Raw genomic sequence first — 18,365 nt, forward strand, 5'->3', positions numbered from 1 at the left:
GGTTGCGACTTATGGAAAATCGATTGACTGAGACTCAACTAACGCAAATAGTAGGTGAAGTAGAACGCCTTTCTAACCTCCAAAAAACTCAGCTTGACTCTGCAGAAGTCAAAGAAATTTTGCAGGAATTGAATTTGCCTCCAGAGTTGCTAGATGAAGCTTTAATCCAGTTGCAGCGTCGCGAAGCGTTGGCTCGACAGCAGAAGCGAAATCGTTGGATTGCAGGAGGATTGGCTGCGGCTGTGGCAGGGGCGATCGCAATTACCGGATTTTACATCCAACAAAGTCAACAAGCCCTCGATCGCATTTCGGTGCAACAAAACCGCATAACTTCCGTGCAGGATGATGGCGGCAATTTGACTGTTATTTCCCGCCAAAACAATCCCGAAATCTTTTACCGTACTACATTAAAAGATGCACCATTAGGCAAAAAACTATCGATATCCTGCGATTGGATCGATCCTAGTGGTCAAGTTGTCAAACAAAACCGCTATCAAACTCGCGAAATCGACAAACCCATCTGGAATACTCAATGCCGCCACCAAATTGGTACTGCTGCTGCTACCGGAAATTGGCAAGTTAAAATGTTTCTTGAAAATCGCGCGATCGGCAGTAAATCCTTTCAAGTCAAATAATCATACATAACACAAACTCTCTTCTTTCTCCCACTCTGCGTTCTCTGCGCTCTCTGCGGTTAATAAAAAAAATTAATTCCCATAGTATCTTTCCTATGACAATCACCAAACCGCGTCAATTTGTCGGATACTGGGGCTGCGACTCTCGCCAGAAATTAGAATCGCTGCTGGCGAAAATTATCAACCAATCTGGGAGACAAATTCCTGTTCCAAAAGTTGAGAATTCCTCCAATTTTACCACAGTAGACAGCCCAAATCCCCCTATTTGGAATGTTGCCAGTAGCGAATGCGATCGCCCGCAGCACTTGCCAACCCAAAAAAGCGCTAAAACTTGGCAGATCTCTGCCCTCTCAGCATCTGGACTATCTACCTATCCATCAACCAACGGCTTGCTATTACCCGATGCCTGGGCAAACGTCCGCGAAAATTGCCTAATTTTGGGACGAGAACCCTTTGGGCGAGTAACACTTTACTGGACGCAAATCGAGCAGAGTATTTGGTTCTCATCGAATATACAACTATTATTAAATATTTGCAAAAAACCAGATATTAGCATTCCTGGCTTGTACGGGTATAGCTGTTTTTCCTACGTTCCAACTCCCTTAACTCCCGTAGAAAATGTGTTCGCAGTTCCCGCCGGAACCGAATTGACATGGGAGTGCGATCGAGATACGGGTGTCATTCTTGAACCCAAATCAAAACGCTTGTTAGAATGGCGAGAAAGTTCAGAAGAAATACAAGACGAAGTAGAAGCAATAACACAATTGCAAAGCTTACTTAAAGATGCCGTTGAACGTCAAATTTCGGACATCAATAGCAATGAAACAGTCGGAGTATTTCTGTCAGGCGGTTTAGATTCCTCAGTAGTCGCAGCATTATTAATCAAAGCCGGAGTCAAAGTCCGCGCTTATACTCTCGACTTCGGCGATGCTGGAATTCCCGAATATCCTTGGGCTCAACAAGTTGCTTACTTTCTGAACATTCCCTTAGTCAAGGTAGATGCGAGTCCGCGCCGGATTAAACAAGCCTTGCATTCTGCGGTGAAAGCTTTAGATTTGCCCTTTGGTGACGGAGTGACAGTCCCGCTGTACCTGTTAAATGAGGCTGCAAGTCAAGAATGTGCGATCGTTTTTAACGGCGAAGGTGGCGATCAGTTATTTGCGGGCTGGACGAATAAACCTCTGATTGCAGCGGCTGTTTATCAAGCAGCAAATCCCGCCAAAGACCAAACTTTTGCCTTGCAATACTTGCGAACTTTTCACCGTCTGTCGGGATACGAATCTAAAGTTTATCAGCCGGAATTTTACACGGAAATTCAGAATGTGCAGCCTCAAGATTGGCTGTTAGAGGCTCTTAATCCTTCTGTGGGCGCGTCTTTGCTGCACCGCCTCCGCCGCGCGGGTTTGATGCTGAAAGGCGCGCAGAACATCCATCCGCGGGCTGCTAATTTGGCTTTGGCTTTTGGTCTAAAAGTACGATCGCCCTTTTGCGATTTTGCCCTCACAGACTGGACATTTCAACTGTCGGGAGAACTGTGTTTGCGAGGTGCTTGCGAGAAATACATCCTCAAACGGGCGGTAGAACATTGGCTACCTGCGGACATAGTGTGGCGGGAAAAGCGCGGTATGGGCGTGCCCTTAACTTCGTGGTGTTTTAACGAATTTTGGCATGACATGGGCGATTGGTTGAATCCTGCCGTGTTACTGTCAGAGAAACACTGGAAACCAGATTTAGCGGCTCAAATTATGTCCGGCAAATTCGCAGCCGGAATTCAAGGCAGACGCATTGGCGAAATGATTTGGCTGTTGGTGATGTGGCAAAATTGGCGATCGCAAATTTTAGGTGAGGATGTGAAAAATAAATCTTGGAATCATCCGTTTTGGTTGCCTCGACAGGTTTGGAATTACCGCCAGCGGTGGCAAGAATAAAAGCAACATTTTTTGTGAATCCTTCCTCTTCTCTTACTTCGCGTTCTTTGCGTCTTCGCGGTTCGTTAAAAAAATCTTATTTGCAACTCAAATCAAACAAATATATGCCAACAATTACCGATCGCAAATCAATCACCACAGCACCTCCTTTGACTCTTTCCCTAGCCCAAGAGCTATTAGCTACCTACGGTTCGCCACTTTACGTTTATCAAAGCGACATTTTGCGCCGGACTATCACCCGCATTACTAACGCAATTTCCTATCCGCGAACTCAATTTTGCTTCGCCAGTGTTACCAACGGTAGCATCGCATTGCTGCAAATCTTTCGGGATAGCGGGTGGGGATTGCACGCCAATACACCGGGAGATATTTATTTAGGAATTAAGGCAGGTTTTGCACCCCAAAATATTGTTTACAGCGGCAGTAATCTGCACCGAGATGAGATGGAACAAGTTCTCAAATGGGGTGTCAAAACTCTGAATTTCGACAGTCTCGCTCAATTGCAGTTGTGCTGTGAAGTGTACCAATCTCTCAGGGAAAGCCAGCAGGCTTTAGAACCGCCCAGTCTGGGTTTGAGGCTGAATTTGCCCGAATTAACGGGGGAAAGTCGCATTGGAGTGCGATCGCCCGAATTTCCCGCAGCAATTGCGATCGCCAAAACAGCCGGATTAAAGCTAAGTGGCTTGCATTTTTATCGCGGTACCGGCACTAATTCTACCGCAGCCTTTACTCAAGTAATTGATACCATAATTGCCGCAGCCCAGCAATTGCCAGATTGGGAATATCTCGACTTTGGTGGCGGCTTTGGCTATCCTTACCACAGCGGGGGTACAGCCTTTGACTGGGAACTATTTGGGGCAGAATTGACCAGCAGAATTTGTCAATTAGACCGCGCAATTGACTTAATAATTGAACCAGGGCGATCGGTTGTAGCAGGATGTGCTACTTTGCTCGCTCAAGTTGTTTCCACAAAATGGCAGGAAGCTAAACAAATTGTCGGTGTAGATACGACTGTTGCTAATCTTTCAGTACCATCGGTTCATGGTGGTTATCGAGAAATTTGTACCTGGAATTGTCGGGATGCTCTACATTTTACTGATGTTTGTGGCAATACGACTTATTCGCGGGATTATTTGGGGAAAAACTGTCAACTTCCGGCTTTGACTATTGGCGAAATCCTTGGTATTTTAGATGTGGGAGCTTATGGTTATGCCATGTCATCGCACTTTTTGCACCGCCCCAAACCTGCGGAAGTGCTGTTAGAAAATAGCCAACATCGCCTGATTCGCCAAAGGGAAGATTACAGCATTTTGCTAGCAAATCAAGTTTTTTGAATCATCACTAGGAGCTTTTTATGAAGTGCATTAACTGCCAAACTGACAATAAGTTAAAAGATCGCACGGCTAATAGAGGTCGCTGTCTACGATGCAGCCATCAGTTTGCTTTTGAACCGACGGCTATGACTGGTGTCAAAATAACTGACCCGATGTTTGCCAGGGCGATCGCAGATATTTCGGTTAACGACACGCTGTTCTTTACCCCTAAGCAGTTATTTTACCTTTTAGATAGGCGATCGAAACCAAAAATTTCTAATTTTTTATTAACAGTCCCAGGATACCTATTGCTTAATTTCTGTTTGGGTATCTTTGGTTTTATCTTCACAGCAAGTTTTCTTTCTGAAGGAAGTATAGTTTGGATTGCGGTCGTGTTTGTAATCAATAGTTTATTGATTAAAGCAACTTTTACTGCTAGCCGTTCTAGCAAGTATCCGTACCAACAACGACAGAAATTTGCAAAGACTTTGCAAGTTTGGGGAGGAATAGTTCTGGTGTTCGGAATCGGTTTTAATCTGTTATCAAGTTCCTTTCCGTTATTTTTAGCTAGCTCTATTCTCGGACTAGCTTCTATCTATTTGAGTCGTCTAGAAATTGACAATAAACCTGCAAATAGTCAAAAGTTTACGATTGACTCAAATCAGTTTCAAGGCTGGATGAATACTTGGACAAAAATTAACTCTCTGGCTAAAGTGCTGCCATCTCCCCGCGAGACAAATGAAAATGTCGCCGTTAGTCCCGATGTCAGCGCTTACAGTTTTGACAGATTAGTTGTGTGCGATCGCCCGGAAATTGCCCAATTTTTAATCGCCAACAATTTTCACTTTGAAAACAACTGTGCAGTCCTCAGCATAACTGGATATCCTCAAAGTATCTTCGACATAACTATGCAAATGCTGCGCCGAAATCTAGACTTAAAAGTGTATGCTTTGCACGATTGCACTCCCAAAGGAATTGGTTTGGTTGACCACTTGCGTACCAGTCCTAATTGGTTCCCAGATAACAGTGCGATAATTATTGATATCGGACTGCTACCCCGGCAAATTATGGCGGGTGGTGATAATATGTTTGTCTTAAGTTCTGAGCAAAATGCACAAGATGCTAGACAATTATTAGCCCAAATCCGCCAAGGTTTATCTGCTGAAGAATTGGAGTGGTTGGAATTAGGTAATTATGTAGAATTGGAATCCTTTAGTCCTCAAAAACTCATTCAAATTTTGAATCGAGGAATTGCTGGAAGTCGAGATTTAGGTAGCGATGACAGCAGTTTGATTCTGCTAGGCGGTACGGAGAGTTCTATCTATGTTGTTGATAGTTTTGGTTGAGGTTTTTATACCATATCCCCGCTCATTCAATATCGCAACTAAATAGGTTCGTAGTGAGGACTTTAGTCCTTCCTCATCAAATTCAGAGGGAGCATCTCAGTTTTGATTTTATAGTGCTGTCCCCGAAGAGCGAGCTATCCAACACTCGCTCTTCGGGGACGATCGCACTGTAAAGAAATTGCTTTTTTCCAAAAGTGAGATGCTCGCAATTCTGAGGACTGAAGTCCTCACTACAAACGTTATTTGATATTACTTATTACCTTGCAGCCAAAGTTCCAAACTCACCAACAACCACAACTTAACACCATAACGCCCCCAGGTATCTCCTTCATAATCTAACCATTGACCTATCAAAGATTGATTGAAATAAGGAGCGATCGCAGCTTTTTTTGACAGCAACAAACCCTTAGCTTCTCGTTGCCAAAACTTCTTAAATCCCAACTGCACCGGAACCAACATTCCGCTTTTTGGTCTATCTAAAATTTGAGCGGGTAAAAGGTCGGCAACAGCTTGTTTGAGCACAGCTTTTTCGACAACTCCCGACAGTTTGTATTCCGGCGGAATCGTCATACTCAAGTCAACTATTCGCTGATCAAACAAAGGCGATCGCCCGTGCAAGCCCGCAGCTTGAGTCAAATTGTTCACTTTGGTCAAAATCTGGTCTGCTCCCTTAAACTTGATATTTAACGCCATTAATCGATTCAGATAATTGCCGCTAGCATTCAAATCCGCACTAAATACCGAAGGTTCTGCTTGCATCGCTGCCCAAATTTCCGGTTTTAAAAGTTGAGGTAAATCCGCCGCGCACTTTTGAAATGAAAGCAAATATGCTGGCAGTGCATCCAAATTTGTGACAGAATTGTACAAGCTGTTCATTAACATTGGTTGATTTTTCGGACCACCAAAACAAGGATCGCCACCTTCGCCGTTCAGAATTACTTCGACAGATTCTCGCGCCATTCTTCCTAATAGCAAATTTGGCACTGTCAGCGGGTCGCCGATCGGATCGTCTAAGTAACCCATAGTTTCTGGCAACTTTTCCCACATATCCCGAAAGCTAATTTCTAAAATGTGGTGTTCAGTTTGGCAGTGTTCGGCGACTAAACTGGAAAATTCTAATTCGTTGGCGCATTCTTCGCCAAAATGAATTGAGTAACTGTGAATTGGCCGATCGCAAAATTGAGCAGCTAAAGCCGCGATGCAGCTAGAGTCTAACCCGCCGGAAAGAAAGACGCCTACAGGTTGATTTGCTGGCAAATATTCCCGGACAATTTCGTCTAAAATAGTTCGCAATCTCGCGCCGTGCCATTCTAAAGATTGTTCCGCCTCGACAACTTGTTCTCGCAGTTCCCAGTATGCCGAAATTGTCTCGTCAGGGAAGCTTAAAACGCATCCTGGACGCAGTTCTCGGACTTGCTGCCACAGGGTACGATCGCCCGGAACGAACGAACAGCAGAGGTAATCTCGCAGGGCTGTGAGGTCGATCGCCCTTGAGTGGTATTTTGCGATCGCCCGCAGTTGAGGCGCAATCCAGCGAGTCGCGCCAACATTAGTGTAGTAGAGAGTGCGCGCGCCCGTGCGATCGCGCGCCAGCCGCAAAACCTGCGATTGACGATCCCAGACAGCAAACGCAAACATACCCGCCAACAGCGGCAAACATTCAACGCCCCAGCGTTCCCACAGTTGAGCGACTAATTGGCGATCGCAGCCCTGCCAACTACTCGCAGAAATGCCCAATTTTTCCAGCAATTGCGATCGATTGCTGAGCCAAATATCGCCAACAATCACAAATTTTTGAGAGGGACTGAGAATTAGCTGAACGCTTGGGTTAGAGCAAATAATCGCAATTTGACCATCTCGCCACGCTGCATCATCTGCGATCGCATCTATTTTCCCCCAAGCTATCCGCCAACTTGAGGCAAATTCAACCAGAGGACTTGGAGGAACTGAAATTTTTTGTTTTTGGCTACTCTTGTAATTCAGTAATGATTTTATATTGTTCATTCTGGCAAGCTTAATATTATTTAGAATAATATCAAGCTTAACAGAAACGTACACCCTGCGATCGCTTTATTTATTAGGATCGCGAATTAAATAATTTACACAAGCTGGTGGGATGGGCATCCCGCCCGTCTATAAATAACGGGCGGGACGCCCATCCCACAATAATGAAAATTGTAAGTTATTTAATTCTCATTCCTTAGTCGGCGTCTGGCGGACATCGTTTGTATAGGCGCGAATGACCTTCGCCGACCAACTCGCCGCCGAGTTAGTCGGCGGCGAAACAGATTTATCGCCCGCCAGCTAAAACCGATCGCAAATTGCGATCGCGCTGGGATTTATCCCTAAGTTCAGGAGTTGCCATCCGCAACACAAAATCGAGCAGCCAAGGCGCAATTCTGTGACACCAAACTGCTAAATGACTTTGATATCCTACCAAGATTTCCGGCGCATCTTTGTGCAATCCCTCCACCAGTGCGAGGGCAACTTTTTCGGGAGTTGTGGGCACTACCCACCGGAATTGCTCTAAGTCTCGCACCATGTCGGTATCTGTTAGAGATGGGAGCAAAGCAGTTACCCGAACATTATACCCTGCTAACTCGCTGCGTAAAGCTTGGGTGAATCCCAAAATGGCAAATTTAGTAGCAGAATAAGTTGCCATTGTCGGAGCCGCAATTTTACCCATCAAGCTCGAAACATTGACGATTGTTCCGTCTTTTTGGGCAGCCATTCGCCTCGCTATTAACCGGGTGATTGTGTAGGTTCCGAGCAAATTCAAGGCAATTTCTTCCTGAATTAATGGGAGTGGCGATCGCAAGAATGATGCTTGGTGCGCGACGCCGGCACAGTTGACTAGCAGGTGAATTGGGCCGTTATCTCGCCAAGCTTGGGCGATCGCAATATTCACCGCCACTGACTGAGTTAAATCTAAAGCTAATGGCACTACTTCTACACCAAAAACATCGATTTCCTCTGCCAATTCAATTAATTGCTGGCGGTTGCGCGCCACAATCAACAAACGTTTGATGCCTTGTTTGGCTAATTCAAGAGCGATCGATCGCCCAATTCCACGTGAAGCCCCTGTAACAAGAGCTGTTTTTCCTTGAAGCTGCATAATAGATTAAACCTTCTGATTTTGATGCTTGCTGTGGCACGGAGTTAGGAGTTGTGAGTTATGAATTATCAGTTATGAGTTGAATGTTTTCGCGGTAACAACTCAGAATAGATAATTGTGGTAAAGGCTATCTAGTTTAGATATACCTAATTTATTTGTGGAGTTAACTCAAAACTCAAACCTTTTGAATCGTGGACGTGCGCGCAAGCTGAACTAAACTTTAAGTTGCCAGAAATCTGTCAGAAATCTGGTCGTTCAACCTCATTCAAGCAGACAAGCCTGACATGAGAAAACCTAGTCGAAAATCATTGCCAAGCGGGCTTTATTACCGCTTTTTCTTCAGTCTGCGGAGGCAGACTTTGCTTGTGTAGGTGCGAATTTATTCGCCGAGTTATCTTCAGTCTGCGGAGGCAGACTTTGCCTGTGCAGCCGCGAATTTATTCGCCGGATTGGTTATCATTCTTCAGTCTGCGGAGGCAGACTTTGCCTGTGCAGCCGCGAATTTATTCGCCGGATTGGTTATCCTTCTTCAGTCTGCGGAGGCAGACTTTGCTTGTGTAGCCGCGAATTCATTCGCCGAGTTATCTTCAGTCTGCGGAGGCAGACTTTGCTTGTGTAGCCGCGAATTCATTCGCCGAGTTATCTTCAGTCTGCGGAGGCAGACTTTGCTTGTGTAGCCGCGAATTTATTCGCCGGATTGGTTATCCTTCTTCAGTCTGCGGAGGCAGATTTTGCTTGTGTAGCCGCGAATTTATTCGCCGGGAATATTCACCGGGGTTTTATTACCCCTTTTTCTTCAGTCTGCGGAGGCAGACTTTGCCTGTGTAGGCGCGAATTTATTCGCCGAGGATATTCGCCGGGGATTCGTCGAAATTTGCACAGGATATATGAGCAATATAGAGCATAAATTCCACACCTCCTAGATATGAGAATTTCCTATCTACACACACGTTAACAACTCCACCTCAAAGCTGCAACAATTTTTAATAAATCTTCCGCAACACTTCTTTACAATCTTCTCAGACGGCCGATTTCCAAGTACCGTGAAAGCCCAAAGGTATGACACCGGGCAATTCTAGCTGACAAACAGGCGGGCGGGAAAGTCCGTCGCCCTCATATATCCACACTTCGCTGCTATCAGAATTGCCGTCGTAAATAACTGTCAAAATCCAACCTTTCTCCGAGGAAATATCTGGAACGTAGATGGGTTCTGCGGGATAGCGATTTTCGCCGCAGTCGGCAATTGTGAGATTGCGGGTTTGCGCGTCGAAACGGGCGATCGCGCCGTAACGTTCAGCTACAATATTCACATCAGGTCGATACATTGCCAGATAAATATACCGCGACTCTTGCCCGATTTCTGAAGCAGGTACAATCGGAAATTCGCAAGGTTGATTCAACAATTCTTCTGTTGCTATCACTTTCCCCGTCTGCGGATTGAGATGCACTCGACAGAGAATCCCCTCGGCATTGGTGCGAGTTTCACCTGTCGCTACTTCTTTAAGTCGCTGATTGCTTTTAAAGTCGTCCAAGCGTACAAAATCAACCGCCACGGAACCATCTTCCTTGACAAAACCGTTAGCAAAATGCCATTGAAACCAAGGATCGGTTTTGCTGCGACTAACTAAAGATAAAGTTTCTGAATCAACAACTAATATTTCTGTTCCCAACTCCGGTTTCCATTCAAAGGATTCACCATAACTGCTAATTCCAGCTAACGCAGGTAAAAAATTGAGTCGCACTGGTGGCACAAAAAATATCAAATACTTCCCCGCCAAAACAAAGTCATGAATCAGTGGAATTCCATCCAAAGCAATAGTTGCTTTTTGGACGACTTTACCTGTAGAATTACTTTTATAAAGATTCAAATTAGTAGTAGCACCAGGGACAACTCCAAAATTATAAATATTACCACTAATCGGGTCACGTTTGCAGTGAGCCGAATAGCTAAATTCTCCTGATAAAGTTCCTAAGTTGTCTATACCAATAGTTTCTAGGGTTTGTAAATCAAGGCTATGAGGCGGCCCACCTTCCCATAGTGCCAAAAGGCGATCGGGCAAAGCTAAAACAGAAGTATTCGCAGCATTTTTAACAGTTTTAGTCCACCGCAACCACACCGGGCCCGGCGCTGTCATGCCGTAATTACTGTAGAGAAATCGATCGGCTTTTGCTTCAGCTAGATATCCCGCTGTTTGCACGTAGCGATAGACAGCCATAGCACCAACATCAGTAAAATGTACTGCCAAAATTGCACCGTCGCCGTCAAACCAGTGTCCCGCAGCAACACCGCCACGTTCCAAACGTGCGGGCCCGTTGCGGTAGAGAGTGCCGCGCAATCCGTCGGGAATTTTACCAGTTTTAACCGATAGCTGAGTCAGCGGAAACTCGGCCGCAGGACGGGCTAAAGATTTGGCCCAGGATTTTTTAGCTGAGATTTTACTGTCTGTTTTCATGAAATAATCGCAAAATAAAACTAAGCTACTATATAGCGGTTATCAGAAAGATGAGGTACGTTGTTGGGCTTTAGCCCTCTGAGTTTACTGGTTTTGCAAACTGTCTGTTATACCTCATCTTTTTGAGAAAGGCTATACACCTTATTATAGAGTAATATAGCAATAATTAATACGGTTTGGACGTTTTCAATGGCGACTCAAACCATTAATTTTCTTCCTTCTTCCTTCTTCCTTCTTCCTTCTTCCTTCTTCCATAGCACAAATTACCTAACAGTTATGACTTTCGCCCGCCGCTACCTGCTCAGAACTTTTGGGCTGACTGCTATTGGTACTCAGCTTTTACCCGTCGCCCAAACCAACCTATTGTCGAAAAGTGCGATCGAGCCGCGCCGCCTCAAAGTCGGCGATACAGTAGCCTTAATCAATCCTGCCGCTTTCAACTACGAAAAAGAAGTGCAGCAATTTTTCAAAGTGCTGGATAACCTAGGTTTAAAAGTTAAACTAGGAGAGCATTTTTACGATCGCTACGGCTACTTAGCAGGCAAAGATGCCGATCGCGCCGCCGATGTCAACGCAGCCTTTGCCGACGACTCAGTGCAAGCTATTTTTACCGGGATGGGCGGCTGGGGCTGCGGTCGCATCTTGCCCCTCCTGGATTACAATATAATCCGCAACAATCCCAAAATTATTATGGGATTCAGCGATATTACTGCGCTATTATTGGCAATTCATGCTAAAACTAATATAGTTACTTTTCACGGCCCTTTAGGCGTTTCAAGTTGGAGTCCCTTTACAGTAGATTACGTCAAAAAAGTTTTGTTTGACGGAGGTTCTGTGACCCTGCAAAACTCCAAAAGTATGCCTGTAGAAACCATCCGGCGCGGCACAGCTAGGGGAAAACTCATCGGGGGCAATTTATCGGTAATCTCAACACTAATCGGTTCAGCTTATTTGCCGGATTGGGAAAACAGTATTTTGTTTGTCGAGGAAGTTAGCGAAGAGGTTTATCGTATCGATCGAATGTTGACGCACCTCCAATTAGCAGGCATTCTCGATAAAATATCCGGTTTTGTTTTCGGACAGTGTACCAAGTGCGAGGCCGAAAAGCCGCAAGAGTCCCTCACCTTGTCTCAAGTCTTGACGGATCGCATCCGCCCCTTGAATATTCCCGCGTGGTACGGTTCGATGGTGGGACACATTCGGGATAAGTTCACTTTGCCGATCGGCAAAGAAGTCGAAATCGACGCAACTGCTGGTACAATCAAATTATTATCATCAGCCGTAAATTAAATATTGAACCATTCTCAATATTCTTAAGGTACGTAGTTGCGCTTCAGCGCTCTTGATAATATAAGCGTATAGCGCTGAAGCGCAACTACGTACCTAATTACGTTTAACGTTAAGTCATCGCCAATGGGCAGATCGCGAGCAACCATTCAAATACACAATCATAAATACCGTGAATAAAATTCCACAATTCATTAAATTATTAACAGCAATCATCCTGACAATAGTTTGCGTGTTTCCGCTCAATATCGGGGCAGCAGCAGCAAATAAAATCGCCAACCAAGATACAATTTATCAGCAGCGAACAATCCACAACCCCGACGGCACAGGCAAATTTTACATGGGTCGAGAAATTGCCCAAGTCATGGGATATCAAGGGGCTAGTTGGCTGGAAAGACCATCTCGCGGCATGGAAGAAAAATCAGCTCGATTAGTCAACAATCTCGATTTAAAACCAACAGACATTGTAGCAGACATTGGAGCCGGAACCGGATATTTTAGCTTTCGCATCGCCCCCCTAGTTCCCGAAGGAAAAGTTTTCGCCGTTGACGTACAGCCGGAAATGCTCAACTTTATTGAATTGAACAAACAAGAAAAAAATATTGCTAACGTTGAGCCAGTTTTGGGAAGTATCGACAATCCGAATTTGCCGGAAAACAGCGTCGATTTAGTTGTTATGGTGGATGCCTATCACGAATTCGCATATCCCAGAGAAATGATGCAAGGAATTGTCAAAGCACTCAAACCGGGAGGCCGCACGGTATCGATCGAGTATCGGGGCGAAAATCCGCTGATTCCCATTAAAGGTTTGCACAAAATGACGCAGCAGCAGGTTAAAAAAGAAATGGCCGCCGTCGGTTTAGTATGGAAAGAGACAAAAGATATGTTACCCCAGCAGCATTTAATGGTGTTTGAAAAACAATCTCAGATTTAGTAGCAAAGAAAACAAATTTGTTACCATTTTTTCTGATTTTTGTCAAGGGACCTAAGCCGTATTAATCCGAACAAGCGATCGCCCACAAATACTAAGCCTTAAGTAAGCCTTAAGATAGGCATTGTGTTCAAAATGTCAATCTACAATTAAAAATTGACAACCCAGAGGCGCTTCCCTAATTATTCCAGCGAAGAAGTGTCGCTACTAAAAGGTACCAGCGTCAGGAACTCATGGCTAAGTGCCATTGAGCTTGTAAGAAATTGCAAGCTGTTCTGACCAGACCCCTTGTAAAAGGAGCCGTTATTTAGGTCACGATACCGGAGAATGCGACGCCAGTTTTGGGCTCTGTCATCTGCAATTAAACAGTTTGAAAGTCACGCTCAACAGTGTTGCAGGTTTAACAAGCCTTTATAACAGGTCTGCACGAACATTACCCCGCAAGGGAGAAAGGAGACAACCATATCTCCATTTCTAGAGGCAACCATACCTCTCCAACCTCGAAAGGGAATTCAATGCGGCGGTCACTGAGCGCAGTCGAATGTGTTGAAACCGTCGCGTCGTTTTCCTCTCAGGTCTAAAGACTCGCTTCCCACTTACCGGATTTCTTTGTGAACATTCCAAGTTCCATCCTCACCATGCTCGTCGGCATCGGAGTGACTCTGATCAGTCTCTGGTACGGCCAGAATCATGGATTAATGCCGATCGCCGCCTCGGCTCAAGCATCGCAGATAGACGGACTATTCAACACAATGATGACACTTTCCATAGGATTATTTATCCTAGTCCACGGAGTGATCGTCGTTGCTGTAATTAAATATCGCCGTCGTGAAGGAGACAATACAGACGGGCCAGCTTGGCATGATAACTTTCCTTTAGAAATTCTTTGGACAGCCCTACCAGCGGTGATTATTTTAGGTATCGGAGTCTACAGTTTTGAGATTTACAACTCAATGGGTGGCCTCGATCCGATGGGTAATCACGACCACGGTACAATGCAATCGCACTCTAAAATGCGCGGAAGTGCGATCGCAGGCACGCTGTCAGATACACCACAAAAAGCCCCTCAAATTCAGCCAGAAAAACAAATTGCCCTAGGCGTAGGTGCTGCCCCAGAAAACGAAGAAAAACCAGCAGACTTAGTAGTAAATGTCATGGGTTTGCAGTACGCCTGGATTTTTAGCTATCCAGAAAGTGGCGTTAGTTCCGGTGAACTGCATATGCCACTCAACGGCGACGTACAGCTAAATCTTGCAGCTCAAGACGTGCTGCACGCATTTTGGATGCCCGAATTTCGGCTCAAACAAGATGCAATTCCTGGGCGAGGAAGCGAACTAAGATTTATACCAAACAAAGTCGGCGAATACCGAATTGTTTGTGCTGAATTGTGCGGCGCATATCACGGAGCAATGAAAGCTGTAGCATTCGTTCACACACCCGAAGACTTCGACAGTTGGCTGAAAGAACAGCAAATTGCTAGCACTCAAAACCTAGAGCAAGCAGTTGCAGTCAATCCCGACAAGTTGTCCGATGGGGAATTTTTAGCTCCCTACGTCAGGGAAATAAAAATTAATGCTAAAACCTTAGAACAACTTCACCCAACTCATCACTAAAAATAGTCCATACCTTCATCAAAAAGGTTCGTAGTAAGGACTTTAGTCCGTCTCCCAAGGGTAAAAATGACTAAAAGGATTACTACAAAAAGTTTCGTAGTAAGGACTTTAGTCCGTTTCCCAAGGGTAAAAATGACTGAAGTCATTACTACAAACTAAGATTGAAGTTTCCACGGCGAACTAGGAAGCCTTTATTTTGTTGTTATGACACAAGCACAGTTCCAAGAAACTGCCAACCTAGAGGCTCGCGGAACAGCGCCGGCCGACAGACATTGGCGAGACTACTTCACTTTTAACACCGACCACAAAGTCATAGGTATTCAATACCTAGTCACAACTTTTTGCTTCTATCTCATCGGCGGAGTGATGGCAACGATAGTGCGAACCGAACTCGCCACACCCGACTCCGATGTTGTCGCCCCCGAACTCTACAACAGTTTATTTACTGTTCACGCCACGGTGATGATCTTTCTGTGGATCGTACCCGCAGGAGCCGGATTTGCTAACTTTTTGATCCCTTTAATGATTGGGGCAAAAGACATGGCATTTCCCCGGTTAAATGCCCTGGCATTTTGGATTATTCCCGTAGCCGGCGTGTTGCTGTTGAGCAGTTTTTTGGTAGGAGCTCCCCAAGCAGGTTGGACTTCCTATCCGCCTTTGAGCTTAGTTACTGCTCAAATGGGGGAAGAAATTTGGATTCTCAGCGTTTTGTTGCTGGGAACTTCTTCGATTTTGGGGGCGGTGAATTTTGCCGTTACCATCTTTACGATGCGGGTTCCGAGCATGAGTCTCAATGAAATGCCTTTGTTTTGCTGGGCAATGATTGCGACTTCAGCGCTGACTTTAGTTGCTACTCCAGTGCTAGCAGCAGCATTGATTTTGCTATCATTTGACTTGTTAGCAGGAACGGCATTTTTTAACCCGACTGGTAACGGCGATCCCGTTGTCTACCAGCATTTATTCTGGTTTTATTCGCACCCGGCAGTTTACATTATGATCATGCCCTTTTTTGGGGTGATTTCAGAAGTGTTGCCAGTGCACTCGCGCAAGCCAATTTTTGGTTATTTGGCGATCGCCTATTCCAGTCTTGCCATCAGCTTTTTGGGCTTAATCGTGTGGGCGCACCATATGTTTACCAGCGGTACTCCCGGCTGGCTGCGGATGTTTTTCATGATCACCACCATGATCATCGCCGTACCCACTGGGATTAAAATATTTAGCTGGTTGGCAACTATTTGGGGCGGCAAACTCCGCCTAGTGAGTGCGATGTTATTTGGGATGGGTTTTATCTCAACATTCCTCCTCGGCGGCATCACCGGGATCATGGTAGCTTCGGTACCTTTCGACATTCACGTTCACGATACTTATTTTATCGTCGCTCACTTACACTACGTGCTGTTTGGCGGCTCAGTGTTTGGAATTTACGCGGCTTTTTACCACTGGTTCCCCAAAATGACGGGGCGGATGCTTAACGAATTTTGGGGTAGAGTTCACTTTGTTTTAACCTATGTGGGCTTTACTGTAACTTTCTTGCCGATGCACGCTTTGGGGATGCAAGGAATGCCCCGGCGAGTGGCAATGTACGACCCAAAATTTACGACAATTAATGTCATTTGTACTGTGGGCGCTTATATGCTGGCAGTCTCGACAATCCCGTTTATTGTTAACGTGATTTGGAGTTGGAGGTACGGCCCGAAAGCAGGTGACAATCCTTGGCAAGCTTTAAGTTTGGAATGGATGACGACTTCGCCACCGCCGATCGAAAATTTTGAAGGAATACCAGTATTGGCAACCGGGCCTTACGATTACGGGATGGAAAAAATTCAGAACACTGGCGAACGTCTCAGGCTGAAGTTGAGGGAAAATGCGATCGCCAGCGCCAGCGGCCAGAAACGCGGTATTCCGATTGCAGAAGCTCAAGCTTCCACATTCTTTGGCGGTACTGCAACTTTGGTCGAGCCTGAATCGGAGATAAATGTTGATTCTCCTGCTGATGAAAGTCAAGATGGCAATTAGTGATTAGTGATTAGTCATTAGTCATTAATGTCAACAAACAAGTCAAACATAGTAACGATCTGCTGTCTGACGATTAAGCTCTCGATCCCCCCTAGCCCCCCTTAGGTCGGGGGGGACAAGAAGCACTCAAAGCTCCCCTTGAGAATGCAGGAATTGGACATACTCAAAACCCCCCTTGAGAATGCAGGAATTGGACATACTCAAAGCCCCCCTTGAGAATGCAGGAACCGGACACACTCAAAGTCAACCCCTACTCCCCTTCTTAAGGGGGATTTAGGGGGATCGAGCCTCGGCTATAAACGAGAAATACAAAGTTTTTCAGACAATTGTTGGCACGAATATTCTCTTCCTTCTTCCTTCTTCCTTCTTCCTTCTTCCTTCTTCCTTCTTCCTTCTTCCTTCTTCCTTCTTCCTTCTTCCCTCTTCCCTCTTCCCTCTTCCTTCAACTAGCAATTTATTATGCAACAAATTCCAGCGATCGATCCAGAAAAAACGGCTCTAAATTACCACCACAGCGCCGAAATAGAAGCCCACGGCGAAGAACATCCCGACCACAGAATGCTAGGCGTACTTGTGTTCTTGGGATCTGAAGGCATGATATTTATGGGTATGTTTGCCGCGTATTTGATTTATCGGGCGATGGCCCCGATGTGGCCGCCTGAAGGTACGCCCGCGCGAGAGTTATTGCTGCCGGGAATTAACACGGTAATTCTGATTGCTAGTAGTTTTGTGATTCACAATGCAGATGCTGCGATCAAAAAGAATGATGCGACGGGTATGCGAAATTGGTTGCTCGTGACTATCGCTATGGGCGTCGTTTTCTTGTGCGGTCAAGTTTACGAATACACTCATTTAGAGTTTGGGTTGACGACTAATTTGTATGCCAGTTGCTTTTACGTTTTGACTGCTTTTCACGGTTTGCACGTGACGTTTGGAGTGGTGCTGATGGCTGGGGTCGTTTGGCGATCGCGCGCGGAAGGTCACTATTCTAGCGAACACCACTTCGGCATCGAAGCGACTGAGATTTATTGGCACTTTGTCGATGTAATTTGGATTGTTTTGTTTGTGCTGCTGTACATAATTTGACCGTAGGCTTTTCTACTTAGCGGGCAGGCAAGAGGCCTGTCCCACCTGAAATTAAGACCCCCGGTTGGGGGTTTTTTATTGTTTGCGAAGTGCGATCGACCTCTACTCACTTTCTCAAAGCCGATCGCCCTAAATTACGCTAAATTAAAAGAAGCAATTCTCCCATCCACCAGCATTGAGGAAATTATGCAGTGCGAATTGTGCGATCGACAAATGGAAGCATTAACCGCCCACCACCTGATCCCCAAACAAAACACCAAGCGCAAAAACGAAGATCCCAGCGAGACGATCGACATTTGTTCAGCTTGTCACCGCCAGATACACTCGCTATTTGACAACAAACACCTCGCCCTAGAGCTCAACACCCTAGAAAAGCTCAAAAATGACCCCGAACTCCAGAGATTTATCTCTTGGATTAAGAAACAAAAAACCGACAAACGCATTCAAGTACACGGCAAAAAAGCTTGAGTATGCCAGCAATCACCGATCGCCAATATAATTCAATACGGTTGACTTAGGGACTCGCGGATAAATAAAATACCAGTCACAATGGGATAATTGTGATATCCCATTTTGGTAAAGTTTCAGAACGTTGCCATGAGGGCAAATACTGTTTTAACTCATGAGGTAAGACTTTCACTC

14 protein-coding genes are annotated in these 18,365 nt (G+C 45.4%); 10 read left to right on the top strand and 4 right to left on the bottom strand.

What is annotated here, in order from left to right; all coding sequences use genetic code 11:
• Positions 1–11: 11 nt before the first annotated feature.
• From QZW82_RS06720 to QZW82_RS06735, 4 genes are all read left to right on the top strand, one after another.
• Entirely contained in the window at positions 12–635 is a 624-nt protein-coding gene (locus tag QZW82_RS06720) for a DUF3859 domain-containing protein (RefSeq protein WP_293146367.1), read from the top strand.
• 95 nt (positions 636–730) lie between these two features.
• Positions 731–2,563 carry an asparagine synthetase B family protein gene (locus QZW82_RS06725; protein WP_293146369.1) on the top strand — a complete coding sequence of 611 codons (1,833 nt, stop codon included), beginning with the start codon at positions 731–733 and terminating at the stop codon, positions 2,561–2,563.
• Between the two features lie 80 nt (positions 2,564–2,643).
• Positions 2,644–3,897 carry a decarboxylase gene (locus tag QZW82_RS06730; RefSeq protein ID WP_366664978.1) on the top strand — a complete coding sequence of 418 codons (1,254 nt, stop codon included), beginning with the start codon at positions 2,644–2,646 and terminating at the stop codon, positions 3,895–3,897.
• Between the two features lie 20 nt (positions 3,898–3,917).
• A complete protein-coding gene (locus tag QZW82_RS06735; RefSeq protein WP_293146371.1) occupies positions 3,918–5,222 on the top strand; it encodes a hypothetical protein in 1,305 nt (434 codons plus the stop codon).
• Between the two features lie 249 nt (positions 5,223–5,471).
• On the opposite strand, the gene QZW82_RS06740 is transcribed toward QZW82_RS06735, so the two are convergent.
• The 3 genes from QZW82_RS06740 to QZW82_RS06750 form a co-directional block, all read right to left on the bottom strand.
• Complete coding sequence (locus QZW82_RS06740; RefSeq protein ID WP_293146373.1) at positions 5,472–7,226, bottom strand: asparagine synthase-related protein; 1,755 nt, start codon at positions 7,224–7,226, stop codon at positions 5,472–5,474.
• Positions 7,227–7,512: 286 nt separating this feature from the next.
• Entirely contained in the window at positions 7,513–8,337 is an 825-nt protein-coding gene (locus QZW82_RS06745) for an SDR family NAD(P)-dependent oxidoreductase (RefSeq protein ID WP_293146375.1), read from the bottom strand.
• 1,019 nt (positions 8,338–9,356) lie between these two features.
• Positions 9,357–10,790: a carotenoid oxygenase family protein gene (locus tag QZW82_RS06750; protein ID WP_293146377.1), complete on the bottom strand. Its 1,434-nt coding sequence runs from the start codon at positions 10,788–10,790 to the stop codon at positions 9,357–9,359.
• 276 nt (positions 10,791–11,066) lie between these two features.
• Here QZW82_RS06750 and QZW82_RS06755 point away from each other — a divergent pair, with 276 nt between their 5' ends.
• The 4 genes from QZW82_RS06755 (at position 11,067) to ctaD (ending at position 16,637) form a co-directional block, all read left to right on the top strand.
• Positions 11,067–12,080 (top strand): LD-carboxypeptidase, encoded by a 1,014-nt coding sequence (locus QZW82_RS06755; protein ID WP_293146379.1) that lies wholly within the window; start codon positions 11,067–11,069, stop codon positions 12,078–12,080.
• Between the two features lie 169 nt (positions 12,081–12,249).
• Positions 12,250–13,011 carry a class I SAM-dependent methyltransferase gene (locus QZW82_RS06760; protein ID WP_293146381.1) on the top strand — a complete coding sequence of 254 codons (762 nt, stop codon included), beginning with the start codon at positions 12,250–12,252 and terminating at the stop codon, positions 13,009–13,011.
• A 608-nt stretch (positions 13,012–13,619) separates the two neighbouring features.
• Positions 13,620–14,621 (top strand): cytochrome c oxidase subunit II, encoded by a 1,002-nt coding sequence (locus QZW82_RS06765; RefSeq protein ID WP_293146383.1) that lies wholly within the window; start codon positions 13,620–13,622, stop codon positions 14,619–14,621.
• Between the two features lie 204 nt (positions 14,622–14,825).
• A complete protein-coding gene (ctaD, locus tag QZW82_RS06770; RefSeq protein WP_293146385.1) occupies positions 14,826–16,637 on the top strand; it encodes a cytochrome c oxidase subunit I in 1,812 nt (603 codons plus the stop codon).
• A 293-nt stretch (positions 16,638–16,930) separates the two neighbouring features.
• On the opposite strand, the gene QZW82_RS06775 is transcribed toward ctaD, so the two are convergent.
• Complete coding sequence (locus tag QZW82_RS06775) at positions 16,931–17,083, bottom strand: hypothetical protein (RefSeq protein WP_293146387.1); 153 nt, start codon at positions 17,081–17,083, stop codon at positions 16,931–16,933.
• A 13-nt stretch (positions 17,084–17,096) separates the two neighbouring features.
• Here QZW82_RS06775 and QZW82_RS06780 point away from each other — a divergent pair, with 13 nt between their 5' ends.
• Entirely contained in the window at positions 17,097–17,723 is a 627-nt protein-coding gene (locus QZW82_RS06780; protein WP_293146389.1) for a heme-copper oxidase subunit III, read from the top strand.
• A 78-nt stretch (positions 17,724–17,801) separates the two neighbouring features.
• The gene (locus QZW82_RS06785) at positions 17,802–18,191 is read left to right on the top strand and encodes an HNH endonuclease (protein WP_366664979.1); all 390 of its coding nucleotides are present in this window, start codon (positions 17,802–17,804) and stop codon (positions 18,189–18,191) included.
• Positions 18,192–18,365: the final 174 nt, after the last annotated feature.

Source organism: Microcoleus sp. bin48.metabat.b7b8b9.023, assembly GCF_013299185.1.
Classification (GTDB): Bacteria; Cyanobacteriota; Cyanobacteriia; order Cyanobacteriales; family Microcoleaceae; genus Microcoleus.